Here is a 16,287-nt window from a genome sequence, read left to right as displayed (position 1 = left end):
AAATAGTTCATCTATGGTTCATCTAAACTCTCTAGTGTTTAGAGTTTTCTATCTAAACGGAGTTAGTAAAGATGAATTTTCGCAAGGAATGGTTAGCCCTTCTTCCCCTTAGTGTTGCTTTAGTTGCCTGTAATGACGACGACAGTACCCCAAGCCCTCAGCCACTTAGCATTAACGTACTGCATATCAACGATCACCACTCTCATTTACAAGCTGATAGCGGTATAGACTTAAACCTAGCGGGCGAAGCAACTCGAGTTTCGGTAGGCGGTTTTCCAAAAGTTGTTGCGAAAATCAATGAACTGGCCGCAAGTAAAGACAATGTATTAAAACTGCACGCGGGTGACGCAATTACCGGCGATCTTTACTACACCCTATTTAAAGGCGAAGCCGATGCAGCCTTAATGAACGAAGTGTGTTTTGACGCTTTCGCTTTAGGTAATCACGAATTTGATGGCGGCGATGCTGGCTTAAAAACCTTCTTAGAGTTTTTATATAGCCCAACTTGCCAAACCCAAGTATTGGCTGCCAACGTAGAGCCTGAAGTTGGTGTATCGCCGCTTGCACCAACTACCCGTTGGGATTACTTCCAGCCATACATGATTAAGTCATTTGGCGATGCCAAGGTGGGTATAATCGGTATCGACATTGCCACTAAAACTAAAAACTCTTCAAGCCCTGATGCCACCACTCAGTTTCATGATGAAACCAGCACGGCGCAAATGTACATCGATGAGCTAAAAGAAAAAGGCGTTAACAACATCATTTTGTTAACTCACTATCAGTACAAAAACGACCTAGAACTAGCCGCAAAACTTACCGATGTAGATGTGATCATTGGTGGTGACTCACACACCCTATTAGGTGACTTTGAAGATCTAGGCCTAAACAGTGCAGGTGATTACCCAACCATGGTAAGCAACTTAGATGGCGACCCAGTATGTGTTGCCCAAGCTTGGCAATACTCAGCTGTAGTGGGTGATTTAGCTGTTACCTTCGATGGCAACGGCCAGTTAGAAAGCTGTGCAGGTACCCCTCACCTATTGCTAGCAGACAGCTTTATGCGCAAAGACACTAACGGTGACCGCGTTGAGCTTACCGGTGCAACTCGCACTGCAGTTACCGACGCGGTAGCCGCCAACCCTAACTTATCGATTGTTACAGCCGACGCTAATGCTACAGATTTACTAGCTGTTTATGCCGAAGAAGTGGACGTGCTAAAACAATCAGTAGTAGGCGACGTGGCACAAAACCTATGCTTTGAGCGCATTCCGGGCCAAGGCCGTAGCACCTTGTGTGATGTATCGGCCACCAGCGCTAATGGTTCAGATATTTCAAACCTTGTAGCTCAAGCCTTTTTGGAGCAAGCCATACGTGGCGACGTAGCCATTCAAAATGCCGGCGGCGTACGTAACGACGTACCACAAGGCGATTACACCATTGGCGATGCCTACACCTTACTGCCTTTCGCGAATACCTTGGTTTACTTGGAAATGACTGGTGCAGAAATTAAAACGGTACTTAACGAAGCTGTAGATTACTCGCTAGATCCAGAAGGCTCTACTGGCGCTTACCCTTACGCTGCTGGTTTACGTTACAAGGTGGATATGTCACAAGCTGCTGGCTCTCGTTTATACGACGTAGAAGTTAAAGCGAAAGGCACCACCGATTGGATAGCCTTGGCCGATAGTGACAGCTTCACAGTGGTAACCAACAACTACATTGCTGGCGGCCGTGATGGATACTTTAGCTTTGCCGACATCTCTGCTGATGAGAGTAAATTTGAAGATAGCTTCCTAGACTACGCGCAATCATTTGTTGATTACGTAGAACGTAATGGAACCATCGACAAGCTGCCGCTAGAAAGCTACAGCACCCAAATGTTCTACGATACCGATGGCAACCTGCAAAACTAAGGCTTAACCAAACTAAATTTAAAAGCCCGCTACTTAGCGGGCTTTTTATTACCTTAGCGGCTTAACACTACAATAAACCAACGCTGGCTCTAGCCCTTAACAACAATCGCTAGCAACAAGCCACTAAGTACTCAGCTAAATAATCCATCAATACACGGATTTTTTTGTTGTGCTGAACATCCCTATGACACACCAAATACACCGGTAAAGCCGGTAGTTCAAAGCCCAATTCAATTTCGATTAAACCGGCCGCCTCAGCCAAACGTTTGTGGGTAACCGTTATGCCTGCGTGTTGCTTGGCCAGCTCAAGCTGCAGGGGCAAAAAGTCGGTTCGCAGCAAAAATTGTTCGTTTTTGATGTTCATGCCTAACTGGCGCGCACCCACTTCAAACTGCGGATCGCGGTCATAACCCAGCACCCTATGGCTAAATAAACTGCTTTGATCCTTTGGCACACCGTGTTTTGCCAAATACTCTGAACTGGCGTAAAAGCCTAAAGGGATATCAGACACTTTGCGGCATAACAAATCTAACTGCGTAGGCGGAAACATTCTAATCGCCACATCGGCATCACGTTTATCTAGGTTGCTGGCGCTGTTGCTCACTTCAATTTCTAAGGAAACCTCTGAGTAGGTTTCCATAAAACGAGGCATTATTTGAGGCAGGTAATACAAAGCCACTAGTTCGTTAGCAGCTAGGCGCACTCTGCCAGTTAAGGTTTGGGTTTGACCCGCAGCTAAGCGCTGCAGCCGCTCGGCACTACTTTGCATGTTCTGACACTCTTCCAACATGCTTTGACCAAACAAAGTAAGGCTTAAACCTTGAGTACTACGGTCGAATAAGGGCTGGCCAAGTTGCTGCTCCATTGCCTGCAGCTGCCTGCTTAAAGTGGGCTGCGATACCCTGAGGAGTTGTGCAGCCTTACTCAAACTCCCTTGCTGAGCAATACCAAGAAAGTACTGCCACCATTGCCAGTTATCGCTATTCATATATGCATATCCATTAGCAGATTTATGCCATTCACTATCTGATTATGAATTGTACAATTTAATTATCAAGACAAAAAAAGGAAACAGGCATCATGAAAACAGCACTAATACTGGGTATAAATGGCAACTTTGGCTTAGAGATGGCTTTAGCTTTAAGCAAGGCTGGTTGGTCGATTAAAGCGCTAGTTAGAGACCCGAATAAAGTTCCCTCATCCGTAGAGGCGAAACTGATTGTGGGCGATGCATTTAAGCAACAACAAGTAATGGCCGCTGCTCAGGGCGTAGATTTAATCGTTTACGCTTTAAACCCGCCTTATCACCGCTGGCAACAACAAGCCTTGTCACTGTTAGAGCCTTGCTTACAAGTGGCGGAGCAACTTGGCTTACCCGTTTTGTTTCCCGGTAACGTGTACAACTTTAACCCACAAGCCAGTTTGATTGACGAAAATCAAGCAATGCACCCGCCCAGTGAGAAAGGGCAAATACGGGTAAAAATGGAGCAACGTTTAAAACAAGCCAGTGAGAATGGCGCAAAAGTTACCATTGTTCGAGCCGGCGATTTTATTGGCCCACACACCCATTTAAGCTGGGTGAGCACCATGGTTAAACATAAAAAAGATCGCTACCAAGTTGCCTTTCCTCACAACCAAGAACATGTTCACTTTTGGTCTTACTTGCCCGACTTATGCGCCAATACCGTCCAGCTGCTAGAACAAAGCCAAGCAGACTTTGAAGTTTGGCACGACCCAGGCCTAGCACTCAGCCGAAAAGACTGGCAACAGGCCTTTGCTAGTAATGGCACCAATATAAAAAGCACAAACCTCGCGTGGTGGGGATTTTCGATAATTGCACCTTTTGTGCCGATGCTAAAAGAAGTATTGAAGATGCGTTATCTCTGGCAGCAACCGGTTATTTTAGATGGCAATAAAATGCGCCAAGCCTTGCAAAAAAGCTATCAAAGCACCCCGCTTAGCCAATTTTTACAACAACTTAAACTTAACTAGGCTCGATAAACTTGAGCGCAAACTTAGCTGCTCAAGCATATTAGGCGCTAATCACAGCTCTCTTGTTGTTGCACCTGATGTTGACGATTTTGCGGGTTAAAACTAAATAAATAACAGCCACCACTAGCCGCCCTTAAACGGATATTGTCGCCATCAATATCGCCAATACCGTTACGGCTATTATCTCCCCAGTTGCGCCCCCACAAAGGCTGGCCATTTACTTCAAACTTATATTGGTAACGGCCTTTTTGCAGCTTTAGCTTAACTTGCCAAAGGCCGTTTTCACTTAAAGCCATTGGTAAACTGCCATCCCAGCCATTCATATCCCCACGCAAATACAAGCTGTTTAAGGCAATGGCGCTTGGCACTAGCACTGTGGTAGGTGCAACTACCTTACCAGGGTAACCCGCCACCAAGCTTGCTTGTTGTTCTCCCAGATAGAGCACCGTTACACTCTCTGCCGGTAGTTGTTCCAGTTGATAGCTAGCCGCGCCTGCCAAAGCCTCTCGGCGCTTTTGCTCTGGCTCTCCCAAAACAGGCGATAAGCGATAATCTTGATGAGTACTTAAAGCGCTTACTTGCGCCATATTAAGCTGTGCTCGACTCGGGGTTTTATTGGTATTAATAAGCACCACCAGCGCCTGCTGCTGGGTCGCTAAGGCATAGGCAAACACCTTGTCGCTATGGGTATCTAAAAAATGCAACGAAGCGTCACTAATAAAGGGGTGCTCGCGGCGTATCTTAAGTAGGCGTCGATATTGATTTAACAAGGAGTTTGGCAAAGCTAACTGCCGCTCTACATCTTGCCAATTAAACAAGCCACGCAGCTGCGCATCAGGTTGGTGCTCTCCCAACATACCTAGCTCATTACCATAAAAAATGAACGGCGTAGCGCTACTTAGTAACTGTAAAGTCGCGGCTTGCAACGCTTGATTCTCATTGCCCTTATATACAGTCATCGGTCTAGAAAGGTAACTGTCGTGGTTACTTAAAAATGCCGCCGTTTGATAACCAGACGGATAATCTTGAGTTTGCTGCAGATGTAAGTTGCGCAAGCCTTGATCATTACCGCGTTTAATCGCACCGGGAATTTGCCAAGCAAAGGCAAAATCAAAGCCCATATGAATTTGATCGTGGCCATTACCAAAGTACTTCGACACAATTTCGGAAGGTCGCCAAGTTTCGGCGATTAGCACTTTGCCTTGCTCATAGCTGTCGGCAATGGCTCGATACTCGCGCAATATTTGGAAGGTTTCAGGCCGGTCAGCCTGTTTGCCTGGGCCGTCTTCAATTAAATAAGGAGCGCCGTCAATTCTGGCACCATCAAAACCGAAATCGAACCAATATTTTAATACTTCCTCCAGTGCTTGGCGTACTTGAGGGTTATGCAAGTTTAAATCGGCAATTTCGCTGCTTTGAAAATAGCTATAAAAATAGCTATTGCCATGAGCTTTCCAAACATCTTGCCAACTGCCTCCCCCCCATGCGGCTTGCCACTGAGTAGAGGGTTGTTTATCCCACACATACCAATCGCGCTTGTCGCCGCCATTAGCAGAGTTAATAAACCAAGGATGTTTTATCGAGGTATAAGCCGGTACAAAATCAAACAGCACTTTTACCCCGCGGCTATGGGCCAAGTCTATCAATTGCTTAAGATCAGCCTTATCACCAAACACTGGATTAACTTGGTAATAATCCACCACGTCATAGCCATGAATATTATCTAAGGGATCTTCAGAACTTCGCGCACTAAGGTAAAAAGGCGAAAGCAAAATGGCATCTACTTCCAGATCCTTCCCCGCATTGGCCTGGCCATCATTTAGATAGTCGAAGCGCTGAATAATGCCCTGAATGTCACCAACCTCATGCTGCTGGTGAGAGGCCGCAAAAGACTTAAGCCAGATATGATAAAAACTGGCCGAGCGATACCAGTCTTTCGCTTCAGCAGAATATAAGCCCTGACTGAACAGCAAACCTAGCAAGATAAAAAACAAACGTAACACCAGCCATTCCCCCACCGTAAAAACAATTAGCATAGCTTCATCTTCCGATAGTTTGGGTGAGCAAACGCTTTATTTTGAGCAAAGCCAGCAGCAATCCATAAGCAAGGTTCAAGGTGGTGAAGCAGAAACTCCATTTGCCAGCACATATATAATGAGGATCTTATTGAAGTCCCAGCTTAGGCCCAAGTAGCTAAACGCTCTGCGGCTTAGCTCCTTACTGAGTCCTAGCAAGCTTTTGGACATAAACGAGTTTGGCTTTACGGAACATAATCTACCCATCAGATAACTTTTGGTATCCCAAAATGCAATCAAGCACCGCTGAACACTGTGCCTGATTTGGAAGTAATTGGACATTTCTGTGTATGAAGGTATTAAGCGAACAGCTCATTTTATTCAACCATAGCGATAACTTATGCGTTGAATGGCCGTATCTGCGAGAACAGTTCGAACTAAGCTACCATCAGAGACAGGCTTGTTCTACAATTTTGTCAGTATGTGTTCATGGATGGGGGGTGTATGCGTCTACATGGGCGATGGAGGATACGGAAATTTAGTGACTCACTACTAATTGTACAGGTTTTTGAGTCTTGGAATGAATTAGCCTTTCTGCAGTTCAGTAAAGAGCTAGAAGAACAAATTAATACAATGAACGTACAGAAGTGGGCATACATTGGCGATGCAAGAGATTGGGGCTTAGCGGTACCTGACTCACAAACACCGCTAGAAGAGCTATATTTAGGGGTTAAAGGCTTGGTATGTAATGTCTCTGTTGTATCTACATCACTACAGCAAACAGTGATGGAAAAAATGAAAAGCCCAGAAAATTCTACAGTTGCCCCGCACTATTTTGCATCATCAATTACTGAAACACTGGATATCCTAGAAAGGCACGATATTTATGTCGATAGAGACGCTGTTGATGAATGGTTTGAACAAGGAAGATCCGCATAGTGACAAAAAACAAGATCTGAGTCGTTGGCGTAGAATCCAAATGTGGAAGTCCGCGAAAAATGTTAATAGCTGAACGATTCTGGGAGTTTTCTGCCACGACCTCTCTGCTGGTAACCATGAACAAAAGTACTGTAATTTCAGTGGCACGATTTGCCACTGAGTAATTGCGTTAACACCGAATGGTGCATAAACGAGTTACAACAGCCCCCCAAAAACACACAGCAACTTACAAGATAAGTGGCTAGCTCTAATAAATAGAAAGCCCGCTACTTAGCGGGCTTTTTGTTGTTTATAGCTCAGGGTATCGGCTAGCCGTTTAAAGTAACGGTATCAGGGAACCAGTGCGACCACACCATCCAGAATAAGCCGTTATGAGTAGGTAACTGTTCTCCTTCTCCATCTACCAAGTAGGCAAAGTCATGTTCGCTATTGTATTTAATGCTTAAGGTTTGGCCGTTCACTTCAAAGGTTTCACCAGCAAAAGTACGCGCGTCATCAATGCTAAAAGCAAACTGGAAGTCTCCACCATCGTAACCATAAATCAGCTCTTTTTGATTGTATCGTTTATCGTCTAGGCGCAGTGTAGGAAACGCAGCTTCATCTTCTCTCGTTTTATCAAATTGAACATCTAAAGCATCTTGGAAAGCGGTATTGATCATCTTGTCTAGTAAACGGTCATAGTGGTAAATAAACACCTGACCATTAGGGTATAACTCACGAGCTGCAGCCCACGACATTAAAGTATTTGGAACTTGTTTTGGTTTGTGGTCGGTAAACTCTGACTCCATAGTAATTTGCTGAAGAAAAACATCGTTTTTGGTGTCTTTAAAAATCAGATTGTTATGTGTTTGAATCGATACGTTTAAGTCAGACTCGCCTAAACCGTAGTCGGCTTCAATCACTACCGGCAAGTTAGATAAGCCACAAAAAGTCATGGTGTAATCGGTGCCGTCTACGTTCCAACCTGCAATATGGGGGATTTGTAGATGCTCACGTGGGAACATGCGCACGTCGTCACCAACTTGCACCACATACATTACTTGGTCATCAGGTAACACAGTATCGGCGTAACTTACGTCGTAATATTCAGCGTTATGCTGCTTTGAAGGAAACACTGTTTGAGTTGCATAGTTGCTGCACCAAATACCCAGCGCAACTAGGCCTGAACACACCGTCATTATTGAACGTGGCCAAATTTGGGCTCTACGATTAAGCACAACTAAACCGATCATCATGAGTATATTGATTACTGCCACCAATACTCGATGCTCTAGCAGCCAAACGACTACAGCCCTGTCGGTGCCAAACTTTTGCCCCGGTTCGGTTACCCCTACTGCCGAGCCGACGCTGACAATAACAATCAATAAGGCCAAGCTATAAAAAAGTGCTTTTAAGGTTGTTCTATTCATGTTGTTTACCCTTCTTTAAACATCACTGGCACAACGCCGTAAATTTATTGCCAATATAGCGAGTCAAATTTACTGCTTGTTACCTCGAGTGATTGCCTTAGCAATAGACTGGGCTACAAAAACTTGAGTTACGCGTTTACTGGCTTAACTAATTTTCATAGCTAGCTTATCGCCACCGGTAAATAAGAGTAACAGGGCACAGAGCAACCTATAGTTTCAACAAATGGAACAATGGATGGATTTTTAGTGATGTATATAAGCTTAATTATGAAACTAGCCGTTTGATTACAAAGCTCATTAAACGTGGAATAGTTCTGTAAGAGGAATGGGCGACGTACCCAATAGAACAATTGCAGCGACGAAATACCTAAACCTAGCGCCAAACAAACTACGCCAACTCCCTGAACACAATAGGAATGGCGCAATTATTTGGCTGTTACCTAACGCTCAAGCTAAGGTATTTAAACTAAAGTCGTTTCTATGAGAATTGTTTTATCGGTTAACGGTTCTTATAGTTACCCTAGATCTTTTAACGCCAATACTTGCCAGCATTTTTATGCTGTTCGCAAATAATCAGTTAAGGAACAGTAATGACTACAGAATTTATACCACCAAAAGTTTGGACTATGGACAGCGAAAGTGGTGGTCAGTGGGCAAGCATTAATCGACCCGATTCAGGCGCACGGCATGAGAAAAGCCTAGCTGTGGGCGCCAACCCTTTGCAGTTGCACTCGTTAGCGACGCCTAACGGGCAAAAAGTAACGATTATGCTGGAAGAATTGCTGGCATTAGGCGTTAAAGAGGCAGAGTACGACGCCTACTTAATTAACATTGGTGAAGGCGACCAATTTTCCTCTGGCTTTGTGGACATAAACCCTAATTCTAAAATTCCGGCTTTAAGCGACCATTCCGGTGAGACACCTATTCGGGTATTTGAGTCGGGCGCTATTTTGCTCTACTTGGCCGAAAAGTTTGGCCACCTGCTGCCTAAAGACCTAGCCACTCGTACCGAAACCATGAATTGGCTATTTTGGTTGCAAGGTTCTGCTCCGTATCTAGGTGGCGGCTTTGGACATTTTTATGCGTACGCGCCAGAAAAATACGAGTACCCCATTAATCGCTTCACCATGGAAACCAAACGTCAGCTCGACGTATTGGATAAACGCCTCGCCAATAATCAGTATTTAGGTGGCAGCGAATATAGCATCGCTGATATTGCTACCTGGCCTTGGTATGGCAACGTTGTGCTTAACACGGTGTATGAAGCGGCAGAGTTTTTAGACGCAGCAAGCTACACCAACGTAATGCGCTGGGCTAAAGAGATAGAGCAACGCCCTGCAGTGCAACGTGGCCGTATTGTTAATCGAGTATGGGGCGAAGAATGGGAGCAATTAGCCGAGCGCCACAGCGCCGCAGATATTGATGCGGTATTAAGTAAAAAGCCTTAAGCTCAATTACCCAATAAAAAAGCACCCAAGGGTGCTTTTTCTGTTACCGAGATAAAACTGGCTTAATAATCTAGCGCCCATGCAAGAGCACTCGCATTGCCAATTAGGCTTTACGCTTACGAGAAACACCCAATCCGCATAAAGCCAAACCTAGCATCAATATTGAAGCAGGCTCTGGAACTGTTGCAGGTTCAACAATTGATACTTCTGAGCCGAAGCCAGCAACATTGGTTGGCGCATATGTACCAAAACGCTGGCTACCGTCAGAGAAAATAGCTAAGGCCGTCGCGCCAAAAAACTGATCGCCATTCAAACCAACTGCATCGGGATCACTTAAGAAATCAGTATCGACACCAAAGGTAAAAAACTCACCCGCGTCAAAATCAGTAAACGAGATGGTTAAAATGCTCGAGCCATTCAAGGCATTGTTAGTTGGGAAAATATGACCTACAGAAGAAGAGGCTCCTAATGTAAGTGGGCTGCTGCTCAAACCAGGGCTCGTATCGGTTGAGTCAAAGAAAGCACCAATTGGGCTTAAGTCCCAAGTTATCGAGGTGATTTTCTCACCCTCTGTAGAATCATTAAAAAACTGAAAAGCATTGTTGCTAGAAAAGGTGGTCCCCTCAATGATCAATCCGCTTGAAATTGGGGTGGCTTGTGCTGCAGCGCTAAATAAAAGCACGCTGATTAAACTGATTAACTTTTTCAAAGTCTGTCCTTAAGTTTTGAAAGTGGAAGTTAGTTGACTAAATTGTCACTCTGGCATCCATAAGCACAAATTAGACCAGTCCAGTAACCAGTTGATATTTATAAAAATATTTTATTACGAAGATTACATTCAGTTCCAGGATGTAAAATAAACTGACAGTTATATCAAATATAATCACTTTAAGTTCATAAGCTTAACTAAATTACTTAGGCCTAAGTCGCTAAAACAGGCTATTTGTTTGCAACAGCTTACTAACTACAAGTTTTCGCTATTTACCTAAAGTATTAAAGCCCAGTGCACTTGGGTAAACTTGCTGCAAAATAGCCTATTTAACAACAAAATCTAGCTTGTCATATTCAACTAAGCACTTCAGGCCTTTAGGGCATCAATATGCGCAGGCCCTATTGGCCGCACACCAGAAGGATTTAAAGCCTTAATCGAATAATATCCGCGAGTAATATGGTCGATATTCACCGTCTCAGCCACACCAGGAATGGCTAATATTCGCTGCATGTACGCTGATAACTTGGGGTAATCGGCAACTTGTTTGCGATTAGTTTTAAATAAACCGTAATAGGCGACATCGAAACGTATTAACGTTACAAAGGTGCGAATATCGGCTTCGGTAAGCGTATCCCCAACTAAGTATTGCTGCTTTGCTAGCCTTTGTTCCAGCTCTTCTAATACTTCAAATACCCCCTTTACCGCCTCTTCGTAAGCAGCTTGCGACTGAGTAAAGCCTGCTTTATATACGCCGTTATTAAACTGGTGATAAATTCGCGTATTTAGGGCATCAATCTCTTCACTATGCTGCTCTGGATAAAGGCGAATTTTAGAAGGTACTATCTGCTCAAAGGCGCTATCGAACATGCGCAGAATGTCAGCACTTTCGTTATTCACTATTACATTTTTCTGCGTGTCCCAGAGCACAGGCACGGTAGCTCTTCCGGTAAAGTTGGGATCAGCCTGAGTATAAATTTGGTGTAGGTAATTCGCAGAGAACAACGGGTCTTGCTCGGCCCCTTGGTAGCCGCCAAAACGCCAACCTTGCGGGCTTAAACTAGGGTTCAGCACCGTAACAGGGATCAACGCTTCTAAGCCTTTTAGCTTACGTGCAATCAGCGTGCGCGATGCCCAAGGGCAAATTAAGGCCACGTATAATCTGTAGCGCCCAGCTTCTGCTTTAAAACCACCCTCGCCAGTTGGGCCAGGGCTGCCATCAGCGGTTACCCAATGGCGGAATCCGGAAGTTTGCCTTACAAAACGCCCTTGTTCATCCGCCTTCTGCAAAGGCTGCCAGTCTTCCGTCCATACTCCATTTACTAACATAAGTGACTCCTGTTTAAACTTGATGAAAAACAAATGAGCGCATGGATAATGCGCCAAGATCAAAACCTTCGCTTACCATGCTTAGGTAATCGTTATTGTTAGCTGCGCCGGCAACCACAATAGCCGGTATATAGTGCTCTAAACTTGGGTTAGCCATGCGCATTAAACCGCCCATGACTGCTGGGTTGACTAAGTCAGAAAAATTTCGTTGCGCTAAGCGTTTAGCAAAAAACGCATCAAACTCTTCTGCCCAGTCATAAGGTTGAGAGGTGTGCTTTAGCGCTGCTAGATTATGTACAACATTGCCCGAGCCAATAATCATCACGCCTTCGCGACGCAACTCTGACAAGCTCCGGCCTAGGGCGAAGTGCCAACTCAAGCTTTGTGATACATCGATAGAGAGCTGAAATACCGGAACATCTGCTGCTGGATACATCCATTTCAATACCGACCATGCACCATGATCAAGCCCCCAGCTACTATCGGTTTGCAGCTGCTGTTCACTTAACAGCTCAGTGAGCTGCTGCGCCAACAAGGGGTTACCAATGGCAGGATAGCGCTCGGCAAATAAAGCCTCTGGAAAGCCATAAAAATCGTGAATGGTTTTAGGCTTGACGGAACTATCAACTAGGCTTACTCCGGGTGTCATCCAGTGAGCAGAAATCATCAATATTGCCTGTGGCCTAGTTAACGCTTGCCCAAGCTGCGACCAACTTTGGGTAAAGCGATTCTCCTCTAGGGCATTCATAGGATTGCCATGGCCAATAAACACCACCGGCATGGGCTGCGTTGTCGCATTAGCGCCAAGAATATCTAAGCATTGCAGAGTAGCCATCTCGCCTCTTTCTCCCTTCGGCCCCGTGCCATTTGGCTTGAGCAAAGCGTTAAACGGTAATGCAGCAATTATCAGCCTAAGAGATTCACCTCACAATGGAGAAGATATAGAATAACTATCCCCAATTTGTTCTTAATAGGTAATTAGCATGGACTTGATTGACGGCTTAAAGGCATTTGTTGCTACAGCGCAAACCGGTTCATTTACCGAAGCAGCAAAACGCTTAGGCGTATCCAACCGGCTCACCTCAAAATACGTAGCAGAATTAGAAACCAAGCTTGGCGCTCGCCTGTTGCAACGCACTACAAGAAAAGTGGGGCTTACGCCTTCGGGTCAGCAGCTACTTAATCGGGCCCCCGCCCTGTTGGACGAGTTTGATGATTTGCTGGCAGGCATCAACGAGGAAGCAACAAGCTTACACGGTACATTGCGCATAGCTGCGCCAGTAACTCTTGGCGAAATCTACATCCAAGGTTTAGTGAGCCGTTTCGCCGCTATCCATCCTGAGCTAAGTATCGACTTGCGCTTAAGCGATCAGCATGTAGATCTGGCAAGCGATGGTTTCGACCTCGCTTTTCGCGTTGGCACTCCCGACGTTTCTACTTTAAAAGCACGCAAGCTATTTGAATTTACCAGCCACTTGGTGGCCTCACCCGGCTACTTAACACTTAAAGGCACTCCGCTTAGCCCCGATGACTTAGATACTCACACTTGCATCATCGACACCAATAGGCGCAATGCCAATCGTTGGGTCTTTCGGCAAAACGGCCAAGAATATGCCTTTCATCCATCTAGAAACTTGATGGTGAATAGTGCCAATGTTGCTCGAGATTGGGCAGCAGAGGGCTGCGGTGTGGCACTGTGTCCAAACTTTGTTTTACATAAACAGTTGAGTGAAGGAAAACTGGTGCAGCTTTTAGATAATTACGACCTGCCAATGCATCCGCTTTATGCCGTTTACTTAGAAGGTAATGTGCTGCCTCGTAAGGTAAGGGCGCTGATAGATTTTGCGCTTGAAGATGTGCAGAACAACGATATTGTCACCCTCCCCGCGGCTTAGCGCAGAGAGAGTAATGATTTTAGATTAACTAAACCAATGGCGAGTGCGATTGGCAAACCATACCAAAGAGAGCATTACTGGCACTTCAACCAATACACCAACTACGGTGGCTAGCGCAGCACCAGAGTGCAAACCAAATAGCGATATGGCAACCGCTACTGCTAGCTCAAAAAAGTTAGAGGTGCCAATCATGCAAGCTGGGGCAGCAATGTTATGTGGCAAACGCATGCGCTTGGCTAACCAATAAGCCAGCGCAAAAATGCCATAGGTTTGAATAAGCAAAGGAATAGCGATAAGAACAATGGCTTCAGGCTTGGCTAATATTGTTTCCGATTGAAAGCCAAACAACAACACTACAGTGGCCAGCAAACCAATAATCGACCAAGGCTTCATAGTGGCCAAAAACTGATTTAACCTTGAATGGTCATTCTTTTTATCTAGCTTTTTACGGGTAATCGCCCCTGCTATAAGTGGCACTAATACGTACAATACCACCGACATTAACAAGGTATTCCAAGGTACCGTTATATCACTCACCCCAAGCAAAAAGCCGGCGATAGGCGCAAAGGCAAAGATCATAATTACGTCGTTAATCGAAACCTGCACTAAGGTATAATTAGCGTCGCCTTTGGTTAGCTGGCTCCACACAAATACCATCGCGGTACAGGGTGCTACACCAAGCAAGATCATGCCTGCGATATATTCAGTCGCGGTGCTTGGGTCTACCCAATCGGCGAAGATACCTTTAAAAAACAACCAACCTAGCAACGCCATGCTAAAGGGTTTAATCAGCCAATTAATCACAATGGTAAGCAGCAAACCTTTTGGTTTTTTACCCACATCTTTAATCGATGAGAAATCAATTTGCACCATCATCGGGTAAATCATTAGCCAAATAAGTAAGGCAATCACCAAATTAACATGTGCAAACTCAAGGCCAGCCACTACCGCAAATACCTCGGGCACTAGGCTGCCCGCAGCAATGCCAACAACAATGGCTAAACCTACCCATACTGTTAAATATCGTTCAAATAATCCCATTTTGTTACCTTCTTCCCCAGCTAGCTGTGAGGGTGAGTTCTGTGATCAATCCACTAGCAAAGCTGTTGTTTATTCGCTTCAAAGCGCGCTAACTCTGCTTGGTAGTAGTCTTTGTTATTGGCTTGAGTCTCGCGCAACACCCGTTCGGCCCAGCTTGGTAATTCAGGGTGTAATTGGTAATACACCCACTTACCGCGCCGCTGATCGAGCAATACTTGGCATTTGCGTAACTGCGCTAAATGGCGAGAAGTCTTTGGTTGATCAAGCTGCAAGGCTTGCATCAAATCACAGACACAAGCCTCACCAGCCTCGGCAATAATCATTAAGGCTTTTAGGCGAACATCATCAGCGAGGCATTTATAAAATAATTGAGGGTTCATCGTTCACATGCATTTATTTACATATGTGGTATTTTGCATGTGTTTATTTTTTTGTCAACGTTAAAACAAAAAAAACCGAGCCTAATGGCTCGGTGAAAACAACTAAAGTTGTGCTTAAGGAGTTGGAGTTAACTACCCAATTGATGGGCAGTTAATATTGCCGACAGTACCGATTGAGCGGTAACAGGGAACGGCATGTTGTGAATGGTTTCGCCCTCTGCGCACGATGCTTCGGCTACATTAAGCAACTTATCGCGATCAATCTCTTTAACTCCCATATCGTGCAGGTTAGTAGGCAAACCAATTGATTTACAGAACGCGATCACCTGATTAATTTCCTCTAAAGGTGCATTCTCCAACACCAATTGAGTGAGCGTACCAAAAGCAACCTTTTCACCGTGTAGTAAATGGTGACACTCTTCAAGCTTGGTTAATCCATTATGAATAGCGTGCGCTGCAGCTAAGCCTGAGCTTTCAAAGCCAATGCCACTTAAATAGGTATTGGCTTCAATAATGTTTTCTACGGCTTTAGTGCTTACCTTGTTCTCTACGGCCACTTTGGCTTTCAGGCCATCGGCCATTAGAGTTTCAAAACACAACTTAGCCAAAGCCTGTGCAGCGCGGGTTGGTGCGCCGCCTGCCATGGTTGTTTTACCCGAGGTCATATTGGCGCGCGCTTCAAACCAGGTAGACAAGGCATCGCCCATGCCGGCAACAATTAAGCGCACTGGTGCTGCGGCAATAATAGCGGTATCCATAATCACCATATTGGGATTAGAAGGAAATAGTAAGTACTCGCTAAACTCACCTTCTGGGGTGTAAATAACCGCTAAAGCACTGGTCGGTGCGTCGGTAGAAGCAATGGTTGGCACAATCACCACTGGCAGCTTCGAATAATAAGCAACAGCCTTAGCGGTATCTAGCGTTTTGCCGCCACCTATACCAATAATCACGTCCGCTTTTACCGAATCAGTTTTGTCGATTAAACGGTTAATTTCTTCTCGTGAACACTCGCCATTAAAAGTATCAAATTCAACAAGCTGTTCGTTAAAACTCGCTTCAACAGTGCCTTTGGTTAAGCCCATTACAAAATCATCGGCAATCACCAATGGCTGCATACCATAAGTAGCAACATACTCACCAATGTTAGCTAATGCTCCTTCGCCCTGAATGTATTTGCTGGGTGAAATAATAATCTTGTCCATGTTCATCTC

Annotated in this window: 14 protein-coding genes; 5 read left to right on the top strand and 9 right to left on the bottom strand. The window is 45.0% G+C overall.

The genetic code is table 11. The features are described from left to right. Positions 1–71: 71 nt before the first annotated feature. Entirely contained in the window at positions 72–1,916 is a 1,845-nt protein-coding gene (gene nadN / locus ACYFDN_RS07245) for an NAD nucleotidase (RefSeq protein WP_483510583.1), read from the top strand. Between the two features lie 109 nt (positions 1,917–2,025). On the opposite strand, the gene ACYFDN_RS07240 is transcribed toward nadN, so the two are convergent. Then, positions 2,026–2,904 carry a LysR family transcriptional regulator gene (locus ACYFDN_RS07240; protein WP_483510582.1) on the bottom strand — a complete coding sequence of 293 codons (879 nt, stop codon included), beginning with the start codon at positions 2,902–2,904 and terminating at the stop codon, positions 2,026–2,028. Positions 2,905–2,996: 92 nt separating this feature from the next. Here ACYFDN_RS07240 and ACYFDN_RS07235 point away from each other — a divergent pair, with 92 nt between their 5' ends. Next, the gene (locus ACYFDN_RS07235; RefSeq protein WP_483510581.1) at positions 2,997–3,908 is read left to right on the top strand and encodes an NAD(P)H-binding protein; all 912 of its coding nucleotides are present in this window, start codon (positions 2,997–2,999) and stop codon (positions 3,906–3,908) included. Positions 3,909–3,955: 47 nt separating this feature from the next. Here the strand turns inward: ACYFDN_RS07235 and ACYFDN_RS07230 are convergent, their stop codons facing one another. Beyond that, a complete protein-coding gene (locus ACYFDN_RS07230) occupies positions 3,956–5,944 on the bottom strand; it encodes an alpha-amylase family glycosyl hydrolase (protein ID WP_483510580.1) in 1,989 nt (662 codons plus the stop codon). A 612-nt stretch (positions 5,945–6,556) separates the two neighbouring features. On the opposite strand from ACYFDN_RS07230, the gene ACYFDN_RS07225 reads away from it, so the two are divergent. Further along, positions 6,557–6,862 (top strand): hypothetical protein, encoded by a 306-nt coding sequence (locus tag ACYFDN_RS07225; protein ID WP_483510579.1) that lies wholly within the window; start codon positions 6,557–6,559, stop codon positions 6,860–6,862. A 308-nt stretch (positions 6,863–7,170) separates the two neighbouring features. On the opposite strand, the gene ACYFDN_RS07220 is transcribed toward ACYFDN_RS07225, so the two are convergent. Then, positions 7,171–8,271 (bottom strand): DUF3179 domain-containing (seleno)protein, encoded by a 1,101-nt coding sequence (locus ACYFDN_RS07220; protein ID WP_483510578.1) that lies wholly within the window; start codon positions 8,269–8,271, stop codon positions 7,171–7,173. Positions 8,272–8,861: 590 nt separating this feature from the next. Between ACYFDN_RS07220 and yghU the strand changes: the two genes are divergently transcribed. Then, on the top strand, positions 8,862–9,719 hold the full coding sequence (gene yghU / locus ACYFDN_RS07215) for a glutathione-dependent disulfide-bond oxidoreductase (RefSeq protein WP_483510577.1): 858 nt from the start codon (positions 8,862–8,864) through the stop codon (positions 9,717–9,719). A 103-nt stretch (positions 9,720–9,822) separates the two neighbouring features. Here the strand turns inward: yghU and ACYFDN_RS07210 are convergent, their stop codons facing one another. From ACYFDN_RS07210 to ygiD, 3 genes are all read right to left on the bottom strand, one after another. Beyond that, entirely contained in the window at positions 9,823–10,428 is a 606-nt protein-coding gene (locus ACYFDN_RS07210; protein WP_483510576.1) for a PEP-CTERM sorting domain-containing protein, read from the bottom strand. 369 nt (positions 10,429–10,797) lie between these two features. Further along, complete coding sequence (locus ACYFDN_RS07205) at positions 10,798–11,757, bottom strand: glutathione S-transferase family protein (protein ID WP_483510575.1); 960 nt, start codon at positions 11,755–11,757, stop codon at positions 10,798–10,800. Positions 11,758–11,770: 13 nt separating this feature from the next. Beyond that, the gene (gene ygiD / locus ACYFDN_RS07200; RefSeq protein ID WP_483510574.1) at positions 11,771–12,592 is read right to left on the bottom strand and encodes a 4,5-DOPA-extradiol-dioxygenase; all 822 of its coding nucleotides are present in this window, start codon (positions 12,590–12,592) and stop codon (positions 11,771–11,773) included. Positions 12,593–12,740: 148 nt separating this feature from the next. Between ygiD and ACYFDN_RS07195 the strand changes: the two genes are divergently transcribed. Continuing rightward, the gene (locus ACYFDN_RS07195) at positions 12,741–13,652 is read left to right on the top strand and encodes a LysR family transcriptional regulator (protein ID WP_483510573.1); all 912 of its coding nucleotides are present in this window, start codon (positions 12,741–12,743) and stop codon (positions 13,650–13,652) included. A gap of 24 nt (positions 13,653–13,676) precedes the next feature. Here the strand turns inward: ACYFDN_RS07195 and arsB are convergent, their stop codons facing one another. From arsB to ACYFDN_RS07180, 3 genes are all read right to left on the bottom strand, one after another. Further along, a complete protein-coding gene (gene arsB / locus ACYFDN_RS07190) occupies positions 13,677–14,693 on the bottom strand; it encodes an ACR3 family arsenite efflux transporter (protein WP_483510572.1) in 1,017 nt (338 codons plus the stop codon). Positions 14,694–14,746: 53 nt separating this feature from the next. Continuing rightward, positions 14,747–15,073, bottom strand: a complete 327-nt coding sequence (locus tag ACYFDN_RS07185; RefSeq protein WP_016400497.1) for a metalloregulator ArsR/SmtB family transcription factor — start codon at positions 15,071–15,073, stop codon at positions 14,747–14,749. Between the two features lie 128 nt (positions 15,074–15,201). Further along, entirely contained in the window at positions 15,202–16,278 is a 1,077-nt protein-coding gene (locus ACYFDN_RS07180; protein ID WP_483510571.1) for a glycerol dehydrogenase, read from the bottom strand. Positions 16,279–16,287 lie beyond the last annotated feature (9 nt).

This window comes from Agarivorans sp. D1326, from assembly GCF_056958115.1.
This window is presented reverse-complemented; position numbering and strand designations above follow the sequence as displayed.

Excerpts from the sequence above, each read along its gene's own strand:
- ACYFDN_RS07235 (WP_483510581.1), top strand. The coding sequence starts at position 2,997 with ATGAAAACAGCACTAATACTGGGTATAAATGGCAACTTTGGCTTAGAG.
- ACYFDN_RS07230 (WP_483510580.1), bottom strand. The coding sequence starts at position 5,944 with ATGCTAATTGTTTTTACGGTGGGGGAATGGCTGGTGTTACGTTTGTTT.
- ACYFDN_RS07240 (WP_483510582.1), bottom strand. The coding sequence starts at position 2,904 with ATGAATAGCGATAACTGGCAATGGTGGCAGTACTTTCTTGGTATTGCT.
- yghU (WP_483510577.1), top strand. The coding sequence starts at position 8,862 with ATGACTACAGAATTTATACCACCAAAAGTTTGGACTATGGACAGCGAA.
- arsB (WP_483510572.1), bottom strand. The coding sequence starts at position 14,693 with ATGGGATTATTTGAACGATATTTAACAGTATGGGTAGGTTTAGCCATT.
- ACYFDN_RS07225 (WP_483510579.1), top strand. The coding sequence starts at position 6,557 with ATGAACGTACAGAAGTGGGCATACATTGGCGATGCAAGAGATTGGGGC.
- ACYFDN_RS07205 (WP_483510575.1), bottom strand. The coding sequence starts at position 11,757 with ATGTTAGTAAATGGAGTATGGACGGAAGACTGGCAGCCTTTGCAGAAG.
- ACYFDN_RS07180 (WP_483510571.1), bottom strand. The coding sequence starts at position 16,278 with ATGGACAAGATTATTATTTCACCCAGCAAATACATTCAGGGCGAAGGA.
- nadN (WP_483510583.1), top strand. The coding sequence starts at position 72 with ATGAATTTTCGCAAGGAATGGTTAGCCCTTCTTCCCCTTAGTGTTGCT.
- ACYFDN_RS07195 (WP_483510573.1), top strand. The coding sequence starts at position 12,741 with ATGGACTTGATTGACGGCTTAAAGGCATTTGTTGCTACAGCGCAAACC.
- ACYFDN_RS07220 (WP_483510578.1), bottom strand. The coding sequence starts at position 8,271 with ATGAATAGAACAACCTTAAAAGCACTTTTTTATAGCTTGGCCTTATTG.
- ACYFDN_RS07185 (WP_016400497.1), bottom strand. The coding sequence starts at position 15,073 with ATGAACCCTCAATTATTTTATAAATGCCTCGCTGATGATGTTCGCCTA.
- ygiD (WP_483510574.1), bottom strand. The coding sequence starts at position 12,592 with ATGGCTACTCTGCAATGCTTAGATATTCTTGGCGCTAATGCGACAACG.